The organism is Reyranella sp. (assembly GCF_017305915.1).
Classification (GTDB): Bacteria; Pseudomonadota; Alphaproteobacteria; order Reyranellales; family Reyranellaceae; genus Reyranella.
Genome location: NZ_JAFKJN010000017.1, coordinates 79,416 through 100,275, shown reverse-complemented (window position 1 = coordinate 100,275; position 20,860 = coordinate 79,416). Strand labels below are relative to the sequence as shown.

Annotated in this window: 21 protein-coding genes; 18 read left to right on the top strand and 3 right to left on the bottom strand. The window is 66.7% G+C overall.

Annotated features, from left to right (window positions below):
- The first annotated feature begins 2 nt into the window (after positions 1-2).
- The 6 genes from J0J01_RS16670 (at position 3) to J0J01_RS16645 (ending at position 6,242) form a co-directional block, all read left to right on the top strand.
- The gene (locus J0J01_RS16670) at positions 3-599 is read left to right on the top strand and encodes an extracellular solute-binding protein (protein ID WP_296382534.1); all 597 of its coding nucleotides are present in this window, start codon (positions 3-5) and stop codon (positions 597-599) included.
- Positions 600-755: 156 nt separating this feature from the next.
- Positions 756-2,483 carry an iron ABC transporter permease gene (locus J0J01_RS16665; protein ID WP_296382532.1) on the top strand — a complete coding sequence of 576 codons (1,728 nt, stop codon included), beginning with the start codon at positions 756-758 and terminating at the stop codon, positions 2,481-2,483.
- Complete coding sequence (locus tag J0J01_RS16660; protein WP_296382530.1) at positions 2,480-3,463, top strand: ABC transporter ATP-binding protein; 984 nt, start codon at positions 2,480-2,482, stop codon at positions 3,461-3,463. Before J0J01_RS16665 ends, J0J01_RS16660 begins: the two co-directional genes overlap by 4 nt.
- Positions 3,464-3,481: 18 nt before the next feature.
- On the top strand, positions 3,482-4,660 hold the full coding sequence (locus tag J0J01_RS16655) for a CaiB/BaiF CoA-transferase family protein (protein WP_296382528.1): 1,179 nt from the start codon (positions 3,482-3,484) through the stop codon (positions 4,658-4,660).
- Entirely contained in the window at positions 4,660-5,457 is a 798-nt protein-coding gene (locus tag J0J01_RS16650) for an enoyl-CoA hydratase (protein WP_296382526.1), read from the top strand. The genes J0J01_RS16655 and J0J01_RS16650 overlap by 1 nt, the downstream gene beginning before the upstream one ends.
- Positions 5,457-6,242, top strand: a complete 786-nt coding sequence (locus J0J01_RS16645) for a hypothetical protein (protein ID WP_296382522.1) — start codon at positions 5,457-5,459, stop codon at positions 6,240-6,242. The genes J0J01_RS16650 and J0J01_RS16645 overlap by 1 nt, the downstream gene beginning before the upstream one ends.
- Here the strand turns inward: J0J01_RS16645 and J0J01_RS16640 are convergent.
- A complete protein-coding gene (locus tag J0J01_RS16640) occupies positions 6,239-6,655 on the bottom strand; it encodes a RidA family protein (RefSeq protein ID WP_296382519.1) in 417 nt (138 codons plus the stop codon). The genes J0J01_RS16645 and J0J01_RS16640 overlap by 4 nt on opposite strands.
- A complete protein-coding gene (locus tag J0J01_RS16635) occupies positions 6,652-7,503 on the bottom strand; it encodes a polysaccharide deacetylase (protein WP_296382517.1) in 852 nt (283 codons plus the stop codon). Before J0J01_RS16635 ends, J0J01_RS16640 begins: the two co-directional genes overlap by 4 nt.
- A 115-nt stretch (positions 7,504-7,618) precedes the next feature.
- Between J0J01_RS16635 and J0J01_RS16630 the strand changes: the two genes are divergently transcribed.
- The 8 genes from J0J01_RS16630 to J0J01_RS16595 all read left to right on the top strand — a co-directional run bounded on the left by J0J01_RS16630 (position 7,619) and on the right by J0J01_RS16595 (position 16,464).
- A complete protein-coding gene (locus J0J01_RS16630) occupies positions 7,619-8,437 on the top strand; it encodes an ABC transporter ATP-binding protein (RefSeq protein WP_296382516.1) in 819 nt (272 codons plus the stop codon).
- The gene (locus tag J0J01_RS16625) at positions 8,438-10,357 is read left to right on the top strand and encodes an AMP-binding protein (RefSeq protein ID WP_296382515.1); all 1,920 of its coding nucleotides are present in this window, start codon (positions 8,438-8,440) and stop codon (positions 10,355-10,357) included.
- A complete protein-coding gene (locus tag J0J01_RS16620) occupies positions 10,358-11,263 on the top strand; it encodes a branched-chain amino acid ABC transporter permease (protein WP_296382512.1) in 906 nt (301 codons plus the stop codon).
- A 151-nt stretch (positions 11,264-11,414) separates the two neighbouring features.
- Positions 11,415-12,482 (top strand): branched-chain amino acid ABC transporter permease, encoded by a 1,068-nt coding sequence (locus tag J0J01_RS16615; protein ID WP_296382510.1) that lies wholly within the window; start codon positions 11,415-11,417, stop codon positions 12,480-12,482.
- A gap of 42 nt (positions 12,483-12,524) precedes the next feature.
- Positions 12,525-13,772: an ABC transporter substrate-binding protein gene (locus J0J01_RS16610; RefSeq protein WP_296382508.1), complete on the top strand. Its 1,248-nt coding sequence runs from the start codon at positions 12,525-12,527 to the stop codon at positions 13,770-13,772.
- An 18-nt stretch (positions 13,773-13,790) separates the two neighbouring features.
- Positions 13,791-14,582, top strand: coding sequence for an ABC transporter ATP-binding protein (locus tag J0J01_RS16605; RefSeq protein ID WP_296382507.1), 792 nt, complete (start codon positions 13,791-13,793; stop codon positions 14,580-14,582).
- Between the two features lie 131 nt (positions 14,583-14,713).
- Positions 14,714-15,460 carry a Sir2 family NAD-dependent protein deacetylase gene (locus J0J01_RS16600; protein WP_296382505.1) on the top strand — a complete coding sequence of 249 codons (747 nt, stop codon included), beginning with the start codon at positions 14,714-14,716 and terminating at the stop codon, positions 15,458-15,460.
- Positions 15,460-16,464, top strand: coding sequence for a TAXI family TRAP transporter solute-binding subunit (locus J0J01_RS16595; protein WP_296382503.1), 1,005 nt, complete (start codon positions 15,460-15,462; stop codon positions 16,462-16,464). The genes J0J01_RS16600 and J0J01_RS16595 overlap by 1 nt, the downstream gene beginning before the upstream one ends.
- Positions 16,465-16,526: 62 nt before the next feature.
- Here J0J01_RS16595 and J0J01_RS16590 read toward each other — a convergent pair whose 3' ends face one another.
- The gene (locus tag J0J01_RS16590) at positions 16,527-16,874 is read right to left on the bottom strand and encodes a DUF559 domain-containing protein (RefSeq protein WP_296382501.1); all 348 of its coding nucleotides are present in this window, start codon (positions 16,872-16,874) and stop codon (positions 16,527-16,529) included.
- 165 nt (positions 16,875-17,039) lie between these two features.
- On the opposite strand from J0J01_RS16590, the gene J0J01_RS16585 reads away from it, so the two are divergent.
- The 4 genes from J0J01_RS16585 to J0J01_RS16570 all read left to right on the top strand — a co-directional run bounded on the left by J0J01_RS16585 (position 17,040) and on the right by J0J01_RS16570 (position 20,624).
- Complete coding sequence (locus J0J01_RS16585; RefSeq protein WP_296382500.1) at positions 17,040-17,771, top strand: SDR family oxidoreductase; 732 nt, start codon at positions 17,040-17,042, stop codon at positions 17,769-17,771.
- A 94-nt stretch (positions 17,772-17,865) separates the two neighbouring features.
- Complete coding sequence (eda, locus tag J0J01_RS16580) at positions 17,866-18,492, top strand: bifunctional 4-hydroxy-2-oxoglutarate aldolase/2-dehydro-3-deoxy-phosphogluconate aldolase (protein WP_296382498.1); 627 nt, start codon at positions 17,866-17,868, stop codon at positions 18,490-18,492.
- A gap of 173 nt (positions 18,493-18,665) precedes the next feature.
- Positions 18,666-19,652: a PQQ-binding-like beta-propeller repeat protein gene (locus J0J01_RS16575; RefSeq protein ID WP_296382496.1), complete on the top strand. Its 987-nt coding sequence runs from the start codon at positions 18,666-18,668 to the stop codon at positions 19,650-19,652.
- A gap of 9 nt (positions 19,653-19,661) precedes the next feature.
- A complete protein-coding gene (locus tag J0J01_RS16570; protein WP_296382494.1) occupies positions 19,662-20,624 on the top strand; it encodes a sterol desaturase family protein in 963 nt (320 codons plus the stop codon).
- Positions 20,625-20,860 lie beyond the last annotated feature (236 nt).

Sequence of the window (20,860 nt, the reverse complement as noted above, 5' to 3'; positions counted from 1 at the left end):
TCGTGCTGTCGTACAACACGTCCAAGGTGAAGGCGGAGGAAGCGCCGAAGAGCTGGAAGGACCTGCTGGACCCCAAGTGGAAGGGCAAGGTATCGACCGGCCACCCGGCCTTCTCGGGCTATGTCGGCACCTGGGTCTACTCGATGAAGAAGCAGTTCGGCTGGAAGTATTTCGAGCAGCTCGAGAAGAACAAGCCGCAGATCGGCCGCTCGATCAACGACACCGTGACCGCGCTCAATGCCGGCGAGCGCCAAGTCGCCGCCGGCGCCGACGGCTCGACGCTGTTCAGCGCCGCACGCGGCAACCCGTTGGCGGTGAACTACCCGACCGACGGCTCGATCCTGATCGTGGCGCCGTCGGCGATCGTCAAGGGCACCAAGCATCCCAACGCGGCGAAGCTTTTCATGGAGTTCCTGATGACGCCGGAAGCGTCGGAGGTGAACGTCAAGCATTTCGGCATCCCGATCCGTCCGGAAGTCCAGGGCGCAAAGGGCACGCAGCCGATCGACAAGATCAAGGTCTTCCGGCCGACCATCGCCGAGCTCGACAAGGGCATCCCCGAGGCGATCGAGGACTGGCGCGACACCTTCGGCAACTGACACCGTGAGCAGAATGCGAACGGTGTCATCCCTAACACTACCCGTGTCATCCCGAGCGCAGCGAGGGATCTATACTGGTCCGCATAGATCCCTCGCTACGCTCGGGATGACAGAGTGCGCGCCATGCAGGGGGTGCGTCGTGACAGAGGTGCCGCCTTGACCGCCATTGCGCAAAGCGCAGCACCGGCCCGTCCGTCGCGAATCGGCGGCTGGGACTCGAGCTGGATCCTCTGGATCCTGATCATCGCCGTCCTGCTGTTCCTGGTGGTCAGCCCGTTCGTCCACCTGGTGCTGACCAGCTTCCAGGCCGAGAAGACCGGCGAGTTCACCCTGAAGAACTATGCCGCCGCCTACGGCCGCGCCCGCTACGTCGAGGCGCTGTTCAACTCGCTGAAGCTCGGCGCCGGCGCCGCGCTGCTGGCCGGGGCGCTCGCCGTGCCGCTGGCCTGGGGCGTGTCGCGCACCAACATGCCGGGCCGCGGCTTCGTGCGCATGCTGGTGCTGGCGACCTTCATCACGCCGCCCTACACCGGCGCGGTCGCCTGGATCCTGCTGGCCGGCCCGAACGCCGGCTGGCTGAACCGCATCTACGTGATGCTGACCGGCGCCGAGGCGGGACCGTTCAACATCTACAGCTTCCCCGGTCTGGTCGTCGTCATCGCGCTCTATTCGTTCCCGTACATCTTCATCTTCACCTCGGCGGCGCTGGAGCTCGTCTCGTCGGAGATGGAGGACGCCGCCAACATCCTGGGCGCCGGCGCCTGGCGGACCATGCGCAAGATCACGCTGCCGCTGGCGCTGCCGGCGATCCTGGGCGGCCTGATCATCTGCTTCCTCGAGGCGATCGCGCTGTTCGCGTCGCCGGCGATGATCGCCATCCCGGCGCGCTTCAACGTGGTCACCACACAGCTCTTCCAGTTCTTCGGCAATCCCTCGCGCGTGGAGGTCGCCGCGGCCTATGCCATGCCGCTGCTGGGCGTGACTGTGCTGCTGGTGCTGGTCCAGCGCCTGATCACGCGGCGCAAGGGCTTCGCCACCCTCACCGGCAAGGGCGGCGAGCGGCGGCCGATCGACCTCGGCGGCTGGCGCTGGGCGATCTTCGGCTACGCCATGCTGGTGGCGGCGCTGTCGGTCTTCCTGCCGTACATCTTCCTGGTGCAGGCGGCCTTCGCCAAGGCGTGGGGCCGCGGTTTCGCCTTGGACAACTTCTCGTTCCAGAACTTCCACTTCGTGCTGTTCGAGCATGCGACGGCCGCGAAGTCGGTGTGGAACGCCTTCCTGTTCGGCGGCGCGGCCGCGACGCTGGGCGTGATCATCACGCTCGGCGTGGCGTACATCGTCGCCCGCAAGCTGGTGCCGTTCGCCGGCTTCCTCGGCTTCCTGTGCGTGGCGCCGTTCGTCATCCCGGGCGTCGTGCTGGCGATCGGCTTCTATGCCGCCTACGCACCGCCGCCACTGGCGCTGTACGGCACGGCGACCATCCTGATCCTGGCCTTCACCACGCGCTTCCTGCCGATCGGCTACGTTAACGCCAGCGCGGCGATCCGAAGCATCAATCCCGAGATGGAGGAGGCGGTGCGCGTGCTGGGCGGCAGCCGCCTGACCGCGCTGCGCCGCGTCGTGGCGCCGCTGCTCAAGCGCAATCTGCTGGGCGCCTGGCTGCTGATCTTCATCCCGGCCACCCGCGAGCTCTCCTCGGCGATCTTCCTCTACGGCCCGAACACCAAGGTCGTGTCGGTGATGATCTTCGACATGAGCGAGGAGGGCAATTTCGAGTATCTCGCGGCGTTGGCGCTGCTGCTGCAGATGCTGACCCTGCCGATGCTCTATATCGGCCAACGCGCCCTGGGACGGGACTTCATGCTGAGAAGAAACGCGACATGAGCAAGCTGGTCCTCAAGGGCATCGGCAAGAACTTCGGCAACTTCCAGGCGGTCGACGACTTCTCGCTGGAGATGAAGAAGGGCGAGTTCGTGTCGCTGCTCGGCCCATCGGGCTGCGGCAAGACCACGACCTTGCGCATGATCGCGGGCTTCATGCCGCCGACCGCGGGCACCATCGAGGTCGACGGCCAGGCGATCTCCTCGCCGTCGGGCGTGGTGCCGCCGGAGCGGCGGCGGATGTCGATGATCTTCCAGAGCTACGCCATCTGGCCGAACATGACGGTCGGCGAGAACGTCGGCTTCGGCCTCGAGGTGCGCAAGCTCGCGCGCGCCGAGGTCGCACGCCGCGTCGATCGCATCCTCGAGGTCGTGCAGATGGGCGCTCTCAAGGGCCGCTATCCGTCCGAGCTGTCGGGCGGCCAGCAGCAGCGCGTGGCGCTGGCCCGCGCCATCGTGGTCGAGCCCGAGGTGCTGCTGCTCGACGAGCCGCTCAGCAACCTCGACGCCAACCTGCGCGAGGAGATGCGCTTCGAGATCCGCCGCCTGCACGACGAGTTCAAGATCACCACGGTTTACGTGACGCACGACCAGTCCGAGGCGATGGTGACGTCCGACCGCATCGTAGTGATGAACAAGGGCCGGATCGAGCAGATCGACGCGCCGCACGTGCTCTACGGCAAGCCGCGCAGCCGCTTCGTGGCGGGCTTCATCGGCCGCACCAATTTCGTCGAGCGGGACGGCGGCACCTATTCATTGCGGCCGCAAGCCATCGGCCTGTCGGTGAACAAGCCGTCAGCTAACGGCGTCGAGGCCGAAATCGTCGATCGCGCCTATCTCGGCGAGCACTGGGACTACCAGGTGAAGCCGCTGGGCGAGGCCAGGCCGTTGCGCGTGTCGAGCGCACCCAACGCGATCTTCCAGCTCAACCAGAGGGTCTGGCTGGAGATCGATCCCGCCGCCATGGTACGTGTGGAGGGGTAAACCCAGCAGAGTGACACCATGACCGCAGGCCCGCTTTCGCGCTTCACCGTTCTCGACCTGACGCGGGTGCGGGCCGGCCCGACCTGCGTGCGCTACTTCGCCGACTGGGGCGCCAACTGCATCAAGATCGAGATGCCGCCGCACGTCGCCGAGGGCGACATGGGCGGGCCGCGTCACGGCCCCGACTTCCAGAACCTGCATCGCAACAAGCGGTCGGTCACGCTCAACCTCAAGGAGCCCGAGGGCAAGGCCATCTTCATGAAGATGGTCGAGAAGGCCGACGTGGTGGTCGAGAACTACCGCGCCGACGTGAAGTTCAGGCTCGGCATCGATTACGAGAACCTGAAGAAGGTGAACCCGAAGATCATCCTCGGCTCGATCTCCGGCTTCGGCCAGGACGGGCCCTATGCCGAGCGCGCGGGCTTCGACCAGATCGCCCAGGGTATGGGTGGCATCATGTGGGTCACTGGCCCGGCGGGCGGCGGCCCGGTGCGCGCCGGCATCGCGGTCGCCGACGTCGGCGCGGGCCTGCATTGCGCCATCGGCATCCTGATCGCGCTGCTCGAGCGCGAGAAGTCGGGCGAGGGGCAGTGGGTGTCGAGCTCGCTGCTGCAGGCGATGATCTCGATGTGCGACTTCCAGGCGGCGCGCTGGACCTTGGCCAAGGACGTGCCGGGCCAGGCGGGCAACAACCACCCGACCGGAATCCCGACCGGCGTGTTCAAGACCAGCGACGGCTACATCAACATCGCAGCCTCCGGCGACCACATCTACAAGCGCTTCTGCGACAGCATCAAGGCGCCGGAGCTACTGACCGACGAGCGGTTCTCGTCGGCCAAGGCCCGGGTCAAGCATCGTGACACGCTGAACGCGGAGATCGACAAGCGGATGGCCGCCTTCACCAGCGCCGAGGCGGTCGAGAAGCTGAACAAGGCGGGCGTCCCGGCCGGGCCGATCTACAAGATGGACGAGATGTTCGCCGACCCGCAGGTCAAGCATCTCAGGATGGCGCGGGCGATCAAGCACCCCAAGCTCGGCGACCAGGAGGTCATCGGCCAGGCGATCAACATGAGCCGCACCACGGTCGACGACTGGACGGCGACGCCGGAGCAGGGCGAGCACACCGAGTCGATCCTCGAGGAGTTCGGCTATGACGCCGGCGCGATCGACGGCTTCCGCAAGCGGGGAGTGATCTGATGAACTTCAGCCCCACGCCAAACATGATCGCGGAGAAGGCGGGACCGGTCGGCCGGCTCGTCTTCAACAAGCCGCAGAAGCACAACGCCACCTCGACCGACATGTGGGAGGCGATCCCGGTCATCCTCGACGCGTTCGAGAAGGACCCGGCGATCCGCGTCGTGGTCGTCACCGGCGCCGGCGACAAGGCGTTCGTGTCGGGCGCCGACATCTCGGAGTTCGAGAAGGCGCGCAACACGCCCGAGCAGGTCGCCTACTACGACAAGATCGGCGAGATCGCCAACGCACGCCTCAACAAGTGCTCGAAGCCGACGATCGCCCGCATCCGCGGCTACTGCATCGGCGGCGGTCTGGCGGTGGCGCTGCTCTGCGACATCCGCATCGCCTCCGACGTCAGCAAGTTCGGCGTGCCGGCGGCGCGGCTCGGCCTCGGCTATCGCGCCAGCGGCCTGAAGATCCTGACCGATCTGGTCGGTCCGTCGCATGCCAAGGAGATCTTCTTCACGGCGCGGCACTTCTCGGCCCAGGAGGCGGTCGGCATGGGGCTGGTCACCCGCATCGTGCCGGACGCGGAGCTCGATTCCTACGTCGACACCTATTGCAAGCTGATCGGCGAGAACGCGCCGCTCACCATGCATGCCGCCAAGCGCACCATCGAGGAGCTGACGCGGCTCGACGGCGAGCCCGACTTCGCCCGCCTGACCGGGCTGGTGAAGGAGTGCTTCGACTCCGAGGACTACATCGAGGGCCGTCGCGCCTTCATGGAAAAGCGCCGGCCGGTCTTCAAGGGGCGGTGATGGACGATCCCTTTCCCGCCGTCGCCGAGCAGGCGGCGGCGGGCGAGATCGCCGCCATCTTCGCCGACATCCGCGCCACCGTCGGCGTGCGCGTGGTCAACCTCGTTTGGCGCCATCTCGCGACCATCGACGGAGCCCTGCCGTGGGCCTGGGCGGCGGTGAAGCCGCTCTACCTGCAAGGCATTGCCGATCGCGCGGCCGTGCACTTCCGCGAGACCATGACTTTGCCGCGGCTTGGCTCGCTCTCCAGCGCGCAGCCCAAGAGCGTGGATGACGTGCTGGCGAGCTACGATCATTCCAACACCGTCAATTTGTTCACCTTGGGCGCGCTGGTCGCCTGGCTGCGCGGCGAGACCGCGCGCGACGGGACACCGGAGAGGGGCCCGCGAATGGCGGCGCCCGACGTCGTGCTGCCCAAGCTCGCTTCGGCGGAAGACGTCGCGCCTGAGACATGGGCGCTGGTGCTGCGGCTCAACCGGTTCGGCGACCCGCACCAGGTCATCCTGGCCAGCATGTACCGCCATCTTGCCCATGCGCCGGACTTCCTGCGCCGGCTCGAGACGGCGTTGACGCCGGTCGACGCCGACGGCTCCCTCGTCCGCGCGATCGCGGCCAACCGGCAGCATGCCCACCGGCGCGCGACGATCCTCGCGCGCGCCATCGAGGCGGACCGGCCGGCCTTCGCCGGACAGGTCGAGGCGAGCATCTCGGCCTTCGTCGATCACGCCATCGGAAAGATGGTCACGATCTGCCGCGCCATTCGCATCGCGCGGAGCGTCGCCTAGCCGCGCGGCAGGAAGACGACCGAGGGCTCGATCTCGACCAGGAACTCGTCACGGGCCAGGGCCGGAACGCCGATCCACGTCATGCACGGCGGGTTGTCGCCGAACACCGCCTTCAGCGCATCGCCGATGGCCTTGCCTTCGTGCATATGGCTTTGCCTGATGTAGAGCCGCAGCGCGCCGACCTGGTCGAGTGTCGCGCCGACCGAGGCCAGCGCCGCGGCGAGGTTCTCCAGGCTCTTCGCCACCTGGCGGCCGATGTCGCCGGCGCCGACGATGGTGCGGTTCTGGTCCCAGGCGACCTGTCCCGACACGTGCACGGCATCGCCGAGGGATGTCGGTACGATCGCGACCTGGGAGAAGCCGTAGGGGCGGCTGTCGAACAGTCCGGCGGTTACGCGCGCCTCTCGGCTCATTCCGCTGCCTTCGCCTGCTTGCGCTCGAGCCAGGCCTTCATCGCGTTCTCCATGGTCATGAAGACCGCGCCGCCGGCCCGGAGCTGCTTGATCAGGCGCTCGAGCATCATCATGCGATGGCCGCGGCCGATCACGTGCGGATGGAAGGTGTAGGTGAGGATGCCGAAGTCGGGGCAGACCTCGCGCATGTAGTGGAAGTCGTCGACGAAGTTCTCCAGCACCATGTTGGCGTTCATCAGGCCGGCCTGGATCGAGCCGTTCGGGTTGCGCATGTATTCGAAGTGCGGGTAGTCGTCGAGCGACCAGCTGATCGGCATCTCGAGCAGCGTCGTCTCGCGGCCGCGCACGAACGGCTTCTTGAGCTCGACCGTGTCGCCCTGGCGGGCGTAGTAGCAGTCGTAGTCGTGGCCCATCAACGAGCTGTCGTACTTGATGCGGTGCTTCAGCAGGATGTCGATCGAATGGGGCGACAGGTCCCAGGCCGGCGAGCGGTAGCCGCGGGCGAGCTGGCCGGTGACCCGCTTGATCGAGTTGTTGCCGCGGACGATCTCCTCTTCCTCCTCGTCCTTGGACAGGCTGGCCGGCAGGCGATGCGTCCAGCCGTGATGGGCAAGCTCGTGGCCGGCCTCGACATAGGGCATGACCGACTGCGGGCTGCTGTCGATGGTGTGGCCGGGCGTGAAGAAGGTCGCCTTGATGTCGTAGCGGCCCAGCAGCGCCACCAGGCGGGGAATCACCACCATGTCGTACTCGCCACGCGAGATATAGGTGGGAGTCGTGAGCCCGCGGGCGATGAAGCCCGACATGTGATCGTGGTCGAAAGTCAGGCAGACGATGTGACGCGGCATGTCGCAGTCCCTCTCGGAAGGCGCAAAGTCTAGGCGGATTTGTTGCGTTCGCCCATCGGAGCCTGCATGATGTTGCCCAACGAAAAGCAAAACGAACCTTGAGTAGGGAGGGTTCATGGCGGGGACGTCCACCCGGCGCGCACCAGCGCCCGAGGGCGACAACCAGCTTGTGGTCGAGGGTGTGTCGAAGAAGTTCGGCGGCGTCACGGCCGGCTCGGACATTTCGCTCGAAGTCCCGCGCGGGCGCATCGTTTCCATCATCGGCCCCAACGGCGCCGGCAAGACGTCGTTGCTGAACATGATCTCGGGCTTCTACAAGCCCGACACCGGGCGTATCGTGCTCGAAGGCCGGGACATCACCCAGAAGAAGCCGAGCGACATCGCCGCGCTCGGCGTCGCGCGCACCTTCCAGAACATCGCCCTGTTCCAGGGCCTGACCGTGCTCGACAACCTGATGCTCGGCCGCCACGTCCGCATGAAGGCGGGCGTGCTCGCGAGCGTCATCTACTGGGGCATGGCGCAGAAGGAGGACATCGCCCATCGCGAGGCGGTCGAGGAGATCATCGAGTTCCTGAAGCTCCAGGACCTGCGCAAGCTGCCGACCGCGGCGCTGGCCTACGGCCTGCGCAAGCGGGTCGAGCTCGGCCGCGCGCTGGCGCTCGATCCCAAGATCCTGCTGCTCGACGAGCCGATGGGCGGCATGAACCAGGACGAGAAGGAGGACATGGCGCGCTACATCCTGGACGTGAACCAGGAGCGCGGCATGACCGTGGTGCTGATCGAGCACGACATGGGCGTGGTGATGGACATCTCCGACCATGTCGTGGTCCTCGACCGCGGCCGGCGCATCGCCGGCGGCACGCCGGAGGAGGTCCAGCGCGACCCCAAGGTGATCGAGGCCTATCTCGGCAAGGCAAAAGGTGGAGGACAGTAGATGAGCCTTCTCGAGGAGCCCACGACCGACACGCTGCCCAAGCTCCTGCAGCGCAACGCCGCCGAGAGCCCGCAGGCACCCGGCATGCGCGAAAAGACGCGCGGTGTCTGGCAGACCTGGGACTGGACCGCCTATCGCGATCGGGTGCGCGACTTCGCGCTCGGCCTCGCCGCCCTGGGCTTCCAGCGCGGCGACAAGCTGTCGGTGGTCGGCGACAACCGACCGCAGCTCTATTTCGCGCAGCTCGCGGCCCAGGCGCTGGGCGGCGTCTCGGTGCCGGTCTACCAGGACTCGATCGCCGCGGAGCTGGTCTACGTGCTGAACCACGCCGAGACCTCGGTGATCGTCGCCGAGGACCAGGAGCAGGTCGACAAGGCCCTGTCGCTTAAGGACAGGCTGCCCAACCTGCGCTGGATCATCTACGACGATCCGCGCGGCCTGTGGTCGTACGACGACCCGATGCTGCGCTCGTTCCTGACCGTGGCGGAGGAGGGGGCAGCCCACGGCAAGGCCAATCCCGGCCTCTACGACGCCGAGCTCGCCAAGGGCGGCGCCGACGACCTCGCCATGATCGCCTACACCTCGGGCACCACCGGCAACCCGAAGGGCGTGATGCTGAGCCATCGCAACATGATCGCGGCGGCCGAGGCGTTCATCGAGGTCAACGACACCAGGCCGGGCGACAACTGGCTGAGCTACCTGCCGATGGCGTGGGTGGGCGACGCCGCCTTCTCGCTGGGCATGGCGCTGGCCGGCAAGCTGGTCGCCAACTGCCCGGAGGGGCCGGAGAGCGTGCAGCGCGACCTGCGCGAGCTCGGGCCCAACGCCATGCTGGCGCCGCCGCGCATCTGGGAGAGCATGCTCACCACCATGCAGGTCAAGGGCGGCGACGCGACGCCGGGCAAGCGGCGCGTGTTCGACTATTTCCGCGGCCTCGCCGAGCGCTGCGAGCTGAAGCGCACCGACGGCAAGGCGCTGACGATGGGCGAGCGGCTCGGCCTGGTGCTGGGCGAAATCTTCGTCTACGGCCCGGTGCGCGACCAGCTCGGCCTGCGCAATGCGCGCTGGTGCTACACCGGCGGCGCGCCGCTGGGGCCCGACACCTACCGCTTCTTCCGCTCCTTCGGCGTCAACCTCAAGCAGGTCTACGGCGCCACCGAGGCGTCGGCGCTGATCGCCTGCCAGGCCGACGCCGAGGCCAATCCCAACACGGTCGGCCGGCCGATGCCGCGCATCGAGGTCAGGATCGACGATGCGGGCGAGGTGTTGCTGAAGGGCCCCAACGTGTTCCTCGGCTACTTCAAGCAGGACGAGGTCACGCGCGACACCGTCACGCCCGAGGGCTGGCTGAAGACCGGCGATGCCGGCTTCTTCGACAAGCAGGGCCAGCTCGTGATCATCGATCGCGCCAAGGACGTCGGCAAGCTGACCGACGGCTCGGCCTTCGCGCCGCAATTCATCGAGAACAAGCTGAAGTTCAGCCCCTACATCCGCGAGGCCGTGGCGTTCGGGCATGAGAAGCCAATGGTCGTCGCGATGATCGCGATCGACATGCAGACGGTCGGCACCTGGGCGGAGAAGCGGGGGCTGCCCTACACCAGCTTCATGGACCTCAGCCGCAAGCCCGAGGTGGCGGCGATGATCGGCGAGGAGATCGCCAAGGCCAATGCGAGCCTGCCCGACGTGCAGCAGGTCAAGCGCTACCTGCTGCTCAACAAGGAGCTCGAGGCCGACGATGCCGAGATGACGCGCACCCGCAAGGTCCGCCGCCGCTTCGTCGCCGAGAAATACGCCGGCGTGATCGATGCCTTCTACGGCGGAGCCAATGAGGTACAGGTGACGATGGACATCACCTTCGAGGACGGCCGCAAGTCCTCGCTCACCAACAACATCGCCATTCACAGTAGGCTGGCGGCCTAGATGTCCGAAGATCTCGGTTTTTTTATCGCCCTGATGCTGAACGGCTTGTCGATCGGGCTGATGTACTCGCTGATCGCGCTGGGTTTCGTGCTGGTCTACAAGTCGACCGACGCGATCAACTTCGCCCAGGGCGAGTTCGTCATGATGGCGGCGCTGATCGGCGCCGTCGTCGTCGCCTTCAACACCTCGCCGATCCTGGGCGCGATCCTCGCCGTGCTCGTCGTGCTGGCGGTCATGATCGGCTTCGGCTTCGGGCTCGAGCGGGTGGTGCTGCGGCCCTTGCTCGGCCGGCCGATCGTCGCGGTGATCATGGCGACCATCGGCCTGGCCGCCGTGCTGCGCGGCCTGACGCCCATCATCTTCGGCGGCGAGACGCGGGCGCTGCCGCTGCCGATCCCCGACGATCCTGTGGTGATCGGGCCGGCCACCCTGCCGCCGATCCAGGTGCTGGGTGCAGCCGTGGCGATCGTGCTGTTCGCGGGCTTCAGCTGGTTCTTCAAGAAGAGCCGCATGGGCGTCGCCATGCGCGCCGTCGCCGACAATCAGCAGGTCGCGCAGGCGATGGGCATCAATGTCGAGCGCTACTTCGCCTTGGCCTGGGCGATGGCCGGCATCGTCTCGGCGCTGGGCGGCATCGTCTGGGGCAGCATGCTGGGCGTCGACGTGCAGATCGCCGTGGTCGGGCTGAAGGTCTTCCCGGTGGTGATCCTGGGCGGCCTCGATTCGATCGGCGGCGCGGTGGTCGGCGGCCTGATCATCGGCGTCGTCGAGAGCCTCGCCGCGGGCTACCTCGATCCTTACGTCGGCGGCGGCACCAAGGACTTCGCCCCCTACCTGCTGATGATCCTGGTGCTGATGTTCCGGCCCTACGGCATCTTCGGCAAACGACAGATCGAGCGGGTGTGATGAGTATCGGTTTCTCTGTCGTCCTGAGCGAAGCGAAGGATCTCATTGCGCCCATGACGCGAAGGCGAGCGTCATGTGCGATGAAGCGCCATGAGATCCTTCGCTACGCTCAGGATGACAGAGGCTCCGCTCAGGACGACAAAAGGTAGTCATGTTCCATCGCGAAGCCGGAGTCTTCAAGACGACCTACGCCGCCGACATGGCGCTCTACCCGCTGCCGATCGCCAAATGGACGATTGCGGTGCTGGCGCTGATCTTCATCGTCATCCTGCCGCTCACGCTGCACGACTATTACCTGTCGATCCTGAACCTGATCTTCATCGCCGTGGTCGGCGCGCTGGGGCTCAACATCCTGGTCGGCTACACCGGCCAGATCTCGCTCGGCCACGGCGCCTTCATGTCGGTCGGCGCCTACGCCGCGGCCAACCTCGCGGTGAAGCTCGACCTGCCGTTCTGGCTGACCCTGCCGGCGGGCGGGCTGATGGCGGCGGCGATCGGCGCCCTGGTCGGCGTCCCCAGCCTGCGCATCAAGGGCCTCTACCTCGCGATCGCGACGCTGGCCGGCCAGCTGATCATCGAATGGACGATCAACCACGTGCCGGCGATCTCGGGCGGCGCCCAGGCCTCGATCGAGGTGCCGCGGCCCGACCTGTTCGGCTTCGTGCTCAACACCCAGGGCCGGCTCTACTACTTCCTGCTGTTCTTCGCGGTCCTGGCGATCGTCGCCACGCTCAACCTGATGCGCAGCCGCATCGGCCGCGCCTTCATCGCCGTGCGCGACCAGGACATCGCCGCCGAGATCATCGGCATCGACATCTTCCGCTACAAGCTGCTGTCGTTCGCGATCTCGTCGTTCTACGCCGGCGTCTGCGGCGTGCTCTATACCTACTATTTCGGCATCGCCAACTACGAGCAGTTCCAGCTCGGCGTGTCGATCGACTTCCTGGCGATGATCATCATCGGCGGCCTCGGCTCGGTCCTCGGTTCGGTGTTCGGCGCGATCTTCGTGACCTTGCTGCCGATCGTGATCCGTACTCTGATGGAGCAGGTGGGATCGTTCTTCTTCACCGACTCTGAGCTCGCCAGCGTGGTGTCGGGAACGCGCCTCGCGGTGTTCGGCGGGCTGATCATCTTCTTCCTGGTCATCGAGCCCGAGGGGCTCAACCGACTGTGGCGCAATGTCCGGAGCTACTTCCGGGTCTGGCCCTTCTCCTACTAGGCGGGGGGTCTCGTCAATCAAGCAACGCAAAAGGAGGAACCCATGATGAGGTACAAGAAGAGTGTGCTGGGCCTGGCGGTTGCGACCGGCAGCCTGGCGATCGCGTCGGGCGCTTTCGCCCAGGGCAAGGAGCTGGTGTTCGGCCTGCAATGCGACCGCACCGGGCCGACGGCCACGGTCGGCCAGGTGCTGTGCCCCGGCTACCACGACTACATCGCGCTGGTGAACAGCAAGGGCGGCATCGAGGGCTTCAAGATCAAGGTCGTCGAGGTCGACAACGAGTACAAGGTGCCGCCGGCGATCGAGGCGCACGAGCGCTTCAAGAAGGAGGGCGCCGTGCTCGAGGGCCTCTACGGCACGCCGCAGACCGCCGCGCTCAACAAGAAGCTCGAGGAGGACAAGATCCTCGGCACCTCGCCCGGCTTCGGCACCGCCGCCGCGGCCGACGGCAAGAAGTTCCCGTACACCTTCCCGATCGCCGCCAGCTACTGGTCGCAGGCCGGTGCCGCCGTCGAGTTCGCCAAGGAGAAGATGGGCGGGCTGAAGGGCAAGAAGATCGCCTTCGTGTTCTACGACAACCCGGCCGGCAAGGAGCCGCTGCCGATCCTCGAGGACCTCGCCAAGGCCGAGGGCTTCGACCTGCGCACCTTCGCGGTGCCCGCGCCGGGCGTCGAGATGGGCTCGCAGGTCACCGACATCGTGCAGCGATACAAGCCCGACTTCGTGATCACCCACCTGTTCGGCCGCGCGCCGTCGGTGTCGATCAAGGAGCTGAAGGGCAAGGGCTACCCGCTGTCGAAGGTCGTCGCCTTCGTGTGGGGCAGCGCCGAGGCCGACATCGTCGCCGCCGGCGGCATGGGAGTCGCCGAAGGCTACAACACCATCCAGTTCGCCGGCGTCGGCAAGGACTTCCAGGTGATCAAGGACATCGAGGCCATGTACAAGGCCGGCGGCAAGTCGGCCCCCAAGGAGATGGACTCGACGGTCTACTACAACCGCGGCGTCTTCATCGCGGCGCTGCATGCCGAGGCGGCGCGCAACGCCATCAAGGCCAAGGGCGGCGCGGCGCCGACTCCGGAGGACGTCAAGAAGGGCATGGAGCAGGTCAAGAACTTCACCCTGGGCGGCCTCGTCCCGCCGATGGAGCTCACCCAGGCCGACCACGAGGGCGGCGGCTGGTGCGAGATCTGGACGGTCAAGGGCGGCAAGCTGATGCAGACCAAGAAGTGGTTCCAGGGTTATCGCTCGGTGATCCAGAGGCATCTGGCGGCCGAAGCCAACAAGTCCTGAGCCTCGAGGTTTTGAGCCTTGCTGGCGATCAACAACATCGAGGTCGTCTACGACCGCGTCATCCTGGTGCTCAAGGGCGTGTCGATCGAGGTCGGCGAGGGCTCGATCACGACGCTCCTGGGCGCCAATGGCGCGGGCAAGACGACGACCTTGAAGGCGATCTCGGGTGTGCTCCGGTCGGAGCGCGGCGAGGTCACCAAGGGCACCGTGCAGCTCGCCGGCCGCCGCATCGACGGCATGCGGGCGCACGACGTCACCAGGCTCGGGCTGGTGCAGGTGTTCGAGGGCCGGCGCGTCTTCGAGCACCTGACCACCGAGGAGAACCTGATCGCCGGCGGGCACGTCAAGGACGCGGCCACGGTGAAGCAGGGGATCGACATGGTCTATTCCTACTTCCCGCGGCTCAAGGAGCGGCGGGCGCAGGTCTCGGGCTACCTGTCGGGCGGCGAGCAGCAGATGCTGGCGATCGGCCGGGCGCTGATGAGCCGGCCCAAGGTCGTGCTGCTCGACGAGCCGTCGCTCGGCCTGGCGCCGATGCTCGTGGAGGAAATCTTCGGCATCGTCAGCCGCCTGGTGAAGCAGGAGAGGCTCTCGGTCCTGCTGGTCGAGCAGAACGCCGCCATGGCGCTGACCGTGGCCGAGCACGGCTATGTCATGGAGAACGGCCGCATCGTGCTCGAGGGGCCGGCCGCCAAGCTGCGCGACAACTCCGACATCAAGGAATTCTATTTGGGGCTGAATGAGGGCGGCGCCCGAAAAAGTTATCACGACACGAAGCATTACAAGCGGCGCAAACGCTGGCTATCTTAGATCTTCCACCTCCCCCGTCGCACGGGGGAGGCAGGGAGAGGGAGAGCCTCAGGCGGGGTCTGTGGCCTTCCCCCTCCTGTATCCTCCCCCGTATGACGGGGAAGGACGAAGACTTTGTGGAGCAGGGGCCCATGAGCGAGATCGACCGGCTGCGCGAACTGATCGACGGTGCCAGGCGCATCGTCGCCTTCACCGGCGCAGGCATCTCGACCGAGTCGGGCATCCCCGACTTCCGCTCGCCCGGCGGCATCTGGACCAAGTACCAGCCGATCTACTTCGACGACTTCATGGCGTCGGAGGAGATGCGCCGCGAGGCCTGGCGCCGCAAGTTCGCGACCGACCAGACCATGCTCAAGGCCGAGCCCAATGCCGGCCATCGCGCGCTCGCCAAGCTGGTCGAGCTGGGCAAGATGACCGCGATCATCACCCAGAACGTCGACGGCCTGCACCAGCGCTCCGGCGTGCCGGCGTCCAGGATCATCGAGCTGCACGGCAACACGACCTACGCGACCTGTCTCGATTGCGGCCAGCGCTACGAGCTCGAGCCGATCAGGAAGGCGTTCCAGGGCAAAGGCATCCTGCCGATCTGCGAGAAATGCGAGGGCATCGTGAAGACCGCGACCATCTCCTTCGGCCAGGCGATGCCCGAGATCCAGATGGCGCGCGCCCAGGACGAGACCCAGCAGTGCGACCTGTTCATCGTGCTGGGCAGCTCGCTGGTCGTCTATCCGGCGGCCGGCTTCCCGCGCATCGCCAAGCGACGCGGCGCCGGGCTGGTCATCCTGAACCGCGACCCGACCGACCAGGACGACGAGGCCGACCTGGTGGTCCATGGCGAGATCGGGCCGACCATGAGCCGCGTGGTCGGGGTGAACTGATGCGCCGGCGGACTCTTCTGGCGGGCGCCGCGCTGCTTCCTCTCGGCGCGCCCCTCGCAACCGTGGCCCAGCAGGACATCACCTTCTTCCGCATCCTGACGGGCGGCACGGTCGGCACCTACTTCCCGATCGGCGGCCTGATCGCCAACGCGATCTCCAACCCGCCGGGCTCGCGACCCTGCAACGAGGGCGGCTCGTGCGGCGTGCCGGGCCTGGTGGCGACCTCGGTCGCCTCCAACGGCTCGGTCGCCAACGTGGCGGCGATCGCCGCGGGCACGGCGCAGTCGGGCTTCGTGCAGTCGGATATCGCCTACTGGGCCTACAACGGCACCGGCATCTACGCCGGCCGTCCCAAGGTCGACGTGCTGCGGGCGATCGCCAACCTGTACCCTGAGAGCGTGCAGCTCGTGGTGCGCAAGGGCTCGGGCATCAGGTCGGTGCGCGACCTGCGCGGCCGCAAGATCTCGCTCGACGAGCCGGGCTCCGGCACCCTGGTCGACGCCCGGCTGATCCTGGAGGCTTTCGGCATGACCGAGAAGGACCTGCAGGCGCAGTATTTCCCCGCCCAGCGCGTGGCCGACAGCCTGAAGGACGGCACCATCGACGGCTTCTTCTCGGTCAGCGGCTATCCGCAGAGCGCGGTCGCCGACCTCGCCGCCACGGTCGGCGTCGAGCTGGTGCCGATCGAGGGCCCCGAGGTCGACAAGCTGGTCAGCCAGTTCAGCTTCTTCAGCGCCGAGGAGATCCCCGACGACGCCTACAAGGGGGTCGCCGGCGTCAAGACGGTGAGCGTGCATGCGCTGTGGGTCACCTCGAGCAAGCAGAACGAGGAGCTGATCTACAAGGTCACTGCGGCGCTGTGGCACCCGGCGACGCGCAAGCTGCTCGATTCAGGCCACATCAAAGGCCGCGAGATCCGGCTCGAGACGGCGACCACAGGCCTCGGCATTCCGCTGCATCCCGGCGCCGAAAAGTTCTACCGCGAAAAGGGCCTGGTGAAGTAGCGGAACAGCAATTCCTCCCCATTCAAATGGGGAGGTGCCCCCGTCTTACGGGGGCGGAGGGGTCATAGCCGCCCGTCGATTTCCGGCCGATGAATCGCCTCGACGATGGTCTCGACGACGGCATCGAGATTTGTCTGCACGTCGGCATTCCAGAAGCGCAGGACACGATAGCCAGCCGATCTCAAGAAACCATCGCGCCGAGCATCATAGGCTTCGCGTTCGACATGCTGACTTCCATCTAGTTCGACAATGACTCGACCGTCCAGTGAAGCGAAGTCGCAGATGTAGAGTCCGATCTGATGCTGCCGTCGGAACTTGAGGCCACCAAGTTGTCGACGCCGCAGACGACTCCATAGGAGCCGTTCGACATCGGTCTGGTGTTTGCGGAGAGTTCGAACATGCTGACGCATGCACGGATTAGGGCACGGAAAATCCGGCGTTACTGTGTCGATATATGCAACCATTGAGAGTGCCCATGACCCCTCCGCCCCCGTAAGACCGGGGCACCTCCCCATATGAACGGGGAGGGGTTTCGCTCTACAAAGGCCAGCGTCTCACTAGGTAGGGCAAAGATCATGCGGTTGAAGGGCAAGGTGTGCGTCGTCACGGCGGCGGGGCAAGGGATCGGTTTGGCCGCGGCGCAGGCCTTCGCGCGGGAAGGCGCGACGGTCTGGGCGACCGATGTCGACGAGGTCAAGCTGGCGGTGCTCGAGGGCGAGGGGCTGAAGCCCCGCAAGCTCGACGTGCTCGACAAGGCGGCGATCGGCGCGCTGGCCCAGGAAACCGGACCGGTCGACGTGCTGTTCAACTGCGCCGGCCACGTCCATCACGGCAGCATCCTCGACGCCACCGACCCGCAGTGGAGCTTCGCGTTCGACCTCAACGTCCGCAGCATGTTCTGGACGATCCAGGCCTTCCTGCCGGGTATGGTGGAGAAGGGCAGCGGCTCGATCGTCAACATGTCGTCGGCCGCTTCCTCGGTGAAGGGTGCGGCGCTGCGCTTCATCTACGGCACGACGAAGGCCGCCGTGGTCGGCCTCACCAAGTCGGTCGCCGTCGACTATGTCGCCAAGGGCATCCGCTGCAACGCGATCTGCCCCGGCACCGTCCAGACGCCGTCGCTCGACGAGCGCATCGCCAGCCTCGGCGGCGGCCCGGACGCCCGCCGCTTCTTCCTGCAGCGCCAGCCGACCGGCCGCTTCGGCTCGGCCGACGAGATCGCCGCCCTGGCGGTCTACCTCGCCAGCGACGAATCGGCCTTCACCACCGGCACGGTCAACGTCATCGACGGCGGCTGGAGCGTCTAGTGGGCGTGCTGTCATCCCGAGCGCAGCGAGGGATCTTTCCTGCTGCCTTAAGGATCCCTCGCTCCGCTCGGGATGACCGAGGGAGCAGGACCTGATGGACATCGCCGCGATCGCGGCCAAGGCGCCGGTCATCCCGGTGCTGACGATCGAGCGGCTGGCCGACGCCGTACCGCTCGCCCGGGCGCTGGTGGCGGGTGGCCTTTCGGTACTGGAGATCACCTTCCGGACCGGCGTCGCGCTCGACGCCCTGGCCGCCATCGCCCGTGAGGTGCCGGAGGCGGTGGTCGGGGCGGGGACGGTGCTCGACGAGGCCCAACTGCGGCAGGCGATCGATGCCGGGGCGCAATTCGGAGTCAGTCCAGGGTGCACGGATGCCTTGGCCCGGGCGGTCAGGGACTCCGGGCTGCCGTTCCTGCCCGGCGTCCAGACCGTCTCGGAAGCATTGGCCCTGCGGGAACGGGGCTTCCGGCTGTTGAAGTTCTTTCCCGCCGACGCGGCCGGCGGGACGACGTGGCTGAAGGCCGTCGCCGCGCCGCTGGCCGGCCTGCGGTTTTGCCCGACCGGCGGAATCGGCATTGAGATCGCGCCGGCCTATCTCGCGCTGCCGAACGTCGCCTGCGTCGGCGGCTCGTGGGTGGCGCCGCGCGACGCGGTCGCGGCCGGCGATTGGTCACGGGTCGAACGCCTGGCAAAAGCGGCGGCCGCGCTCAAACGATCCTGAAGCCCTTCCGCCCGGCTAAAGCCGGGCGGAAGGGGCCCGCTTCAACAAGCATCGCCCGTGCGCGCGTTTCCGACTGGATGGAGCCGCAAGCGGCTCCATCCAGTCGGAAACCGCTCTAGCGCGGCGCGCGGATTCCTGCTGAATTGGCGCCGCAGGGAGAGTCCGTTTCCGACATGAAAATAGCGGTCATTGCGGCACTGGCGCTGGGTCTGGGCGCGAGCGCCGTTGCGCACGCCGACCAGGTCATCGTCCTCAATTCCGAGGAGGCGTCGTACAGCGTCGTCAGCCGCGGGCTGCGCAGCGAGATCGCGCGCTACCCGCTCGGCCGCGAGCCGCATCACCTGATCCCGACGCCGGACGGCAAGGAACTGCTGGTCGCCTCGACCGTGACCAACGAGCTGGTCGTGCTCGACAGCAAGACCGGCGAGCGCAAGCGGGTCGTCCGCAACATCATCGATCCCTACCAGCTCGGCTTCAGCCCGGACGGCAAGTGGTTCGTGACCGCGGCGTACCGGCTCGATCACGTCGACATCTACCGCTACGACGGCGACTTCAAGCTCGCCGGCCGCATCTTCATCGACGGCTTGCCGAGCCATCTCGACTTCGACAGGGAGTCGAAGACGGTGTTCGTCACCCTGCAGCAGAGCGCCCGCGTCGTCGCCTTCGACCTCGCGACCCAGAACATCAAGTGGAACGTCGAGGTCGGCAAGGCGCCGGCCGGCGTGGTCATGCTGCCCGACAACAAGCGCCTGATGGTGGCGCTGACCGGCGAGGATTCGGTGGTCACCCTCGATCCGGCCAACGGCACGGTCACCGGCCGGCTGAAGACCGGCAAGGGCGCGCATAATTTCTGGCCGAGGGGCGACGGCCGCCACTGGTTCCTGAGCAACCGCGTCGAGGGCACGGTGTCGCTGATCGACACCAAGGACATGACGGTGGTGGCCAGCCTGCGCGTGCCGGGCGGACCCGACTGCATGGACATCACGCCCGACGGCAAGGAGCTGTGGGTGACCCAGCGCTTCCTGCGCCGCATCGCCATCGTCGATCTCGCGACCCTCAAGGTCACCGGCAGCATCCCGGTCGGCAAGTCGCCGCACGGCGTGTTCATCCTCAAGGCGCCCGCGATGACGCCACCGGTGCGCGCCGCCGCCAACGATTAGAGGGCGACGATGAGGCCGCTGATCGATCTCTGGGTCGGCACGCAGACCTGGCTGTTCGAGACCTTCGTCAGCCCGATACTGTTCGCGCTCAACCTGATGGAATGGTTCGAGCCGGCGTTCAACGCCGTCGAGTTCGTCATGCTGGGCGTGGTGCAGATCGCGGCGATCGCGATCGTCATGCGCTTCTTCGAGCGCCGCTGGAGCGTGGAGCAGGGCGAGGACCGGCTGGTCGGCGTCGACCGGATCTACACCCTGCTGAACAAGCTCGGCATTATCCCGCTGCTGGTGTTCGTCGTTGCCTATCCGGTCACCCAGGAGATCGAGCATCTGGTGCGGGTAATGGGGTTTGCGCCACCGCGGCTGGAGCGGCTGATCCCCGGACTTCACGACAACGCCTTCGCCTCGTTCCTGGTCTATTTCGTCCTGTACGACTTCGCCGCCTACTGGGTGCACCGCGCCCAGCACCGGTTCTCGTGGTGGTGGGCGCTGCACAGCCTGCACCACAGCCAGCGCCGCGTCACCGTCTGGACCGACGACCGCAACCACATCCTCGACGACCTGATCGTCAACCTCGTCCTGGTGGTGTTCGCCCAGGTGGTCGGCGTGCAGCCCGACGACTTCGTGCTGATCCTGATCGTCGGCCGCCTGGTCGAGAGCTGGAGCCACGCCAATGTCGACATGAGCTTCGGCCGGCTGGGCGCGCGGCTGCTGGTGGCGCCGCGCTTCCACCGCCTGCACCACGCGCTGGCCGACGCCCGCGATCCGCACATCCACGACCACAACTTCGCGCCGGTCTTCCCGGTCTGGGACATGCTGTTCGGCACCGCCCGCTTCGACGCCGAGCCGCGCCCGACCGGCGTCGACGATGCCGAGGTCGACCGCGACAACGGCCGCGGCTGGCTCGCCCAGCAGGCGCGCGTGTTCAAGCGCTTCGTCGCCGCGCTCACGCCGCTGAAGCTCAAGGCGTCGTAAGCTGGGAGCGCGGCACTTCGTGCCGCTCTTTTTCTTTTCGCTGCGAAAGTAAATCCTGCGCAGGGCAGGCACGCGATTGCTGGGGAATCGTGCCTTATGACCATGAGCGGCGCGGAGTGCCGCGGTCCCAGCGCCCTCATTATGGGCAATGGACCGCGACTCGAAGCCCGGAAATGAAGGCTTTTCCGCGCTTCCATTGCCCATAATAGGTCCTGCGTAACGCAGCCTTTATCCTG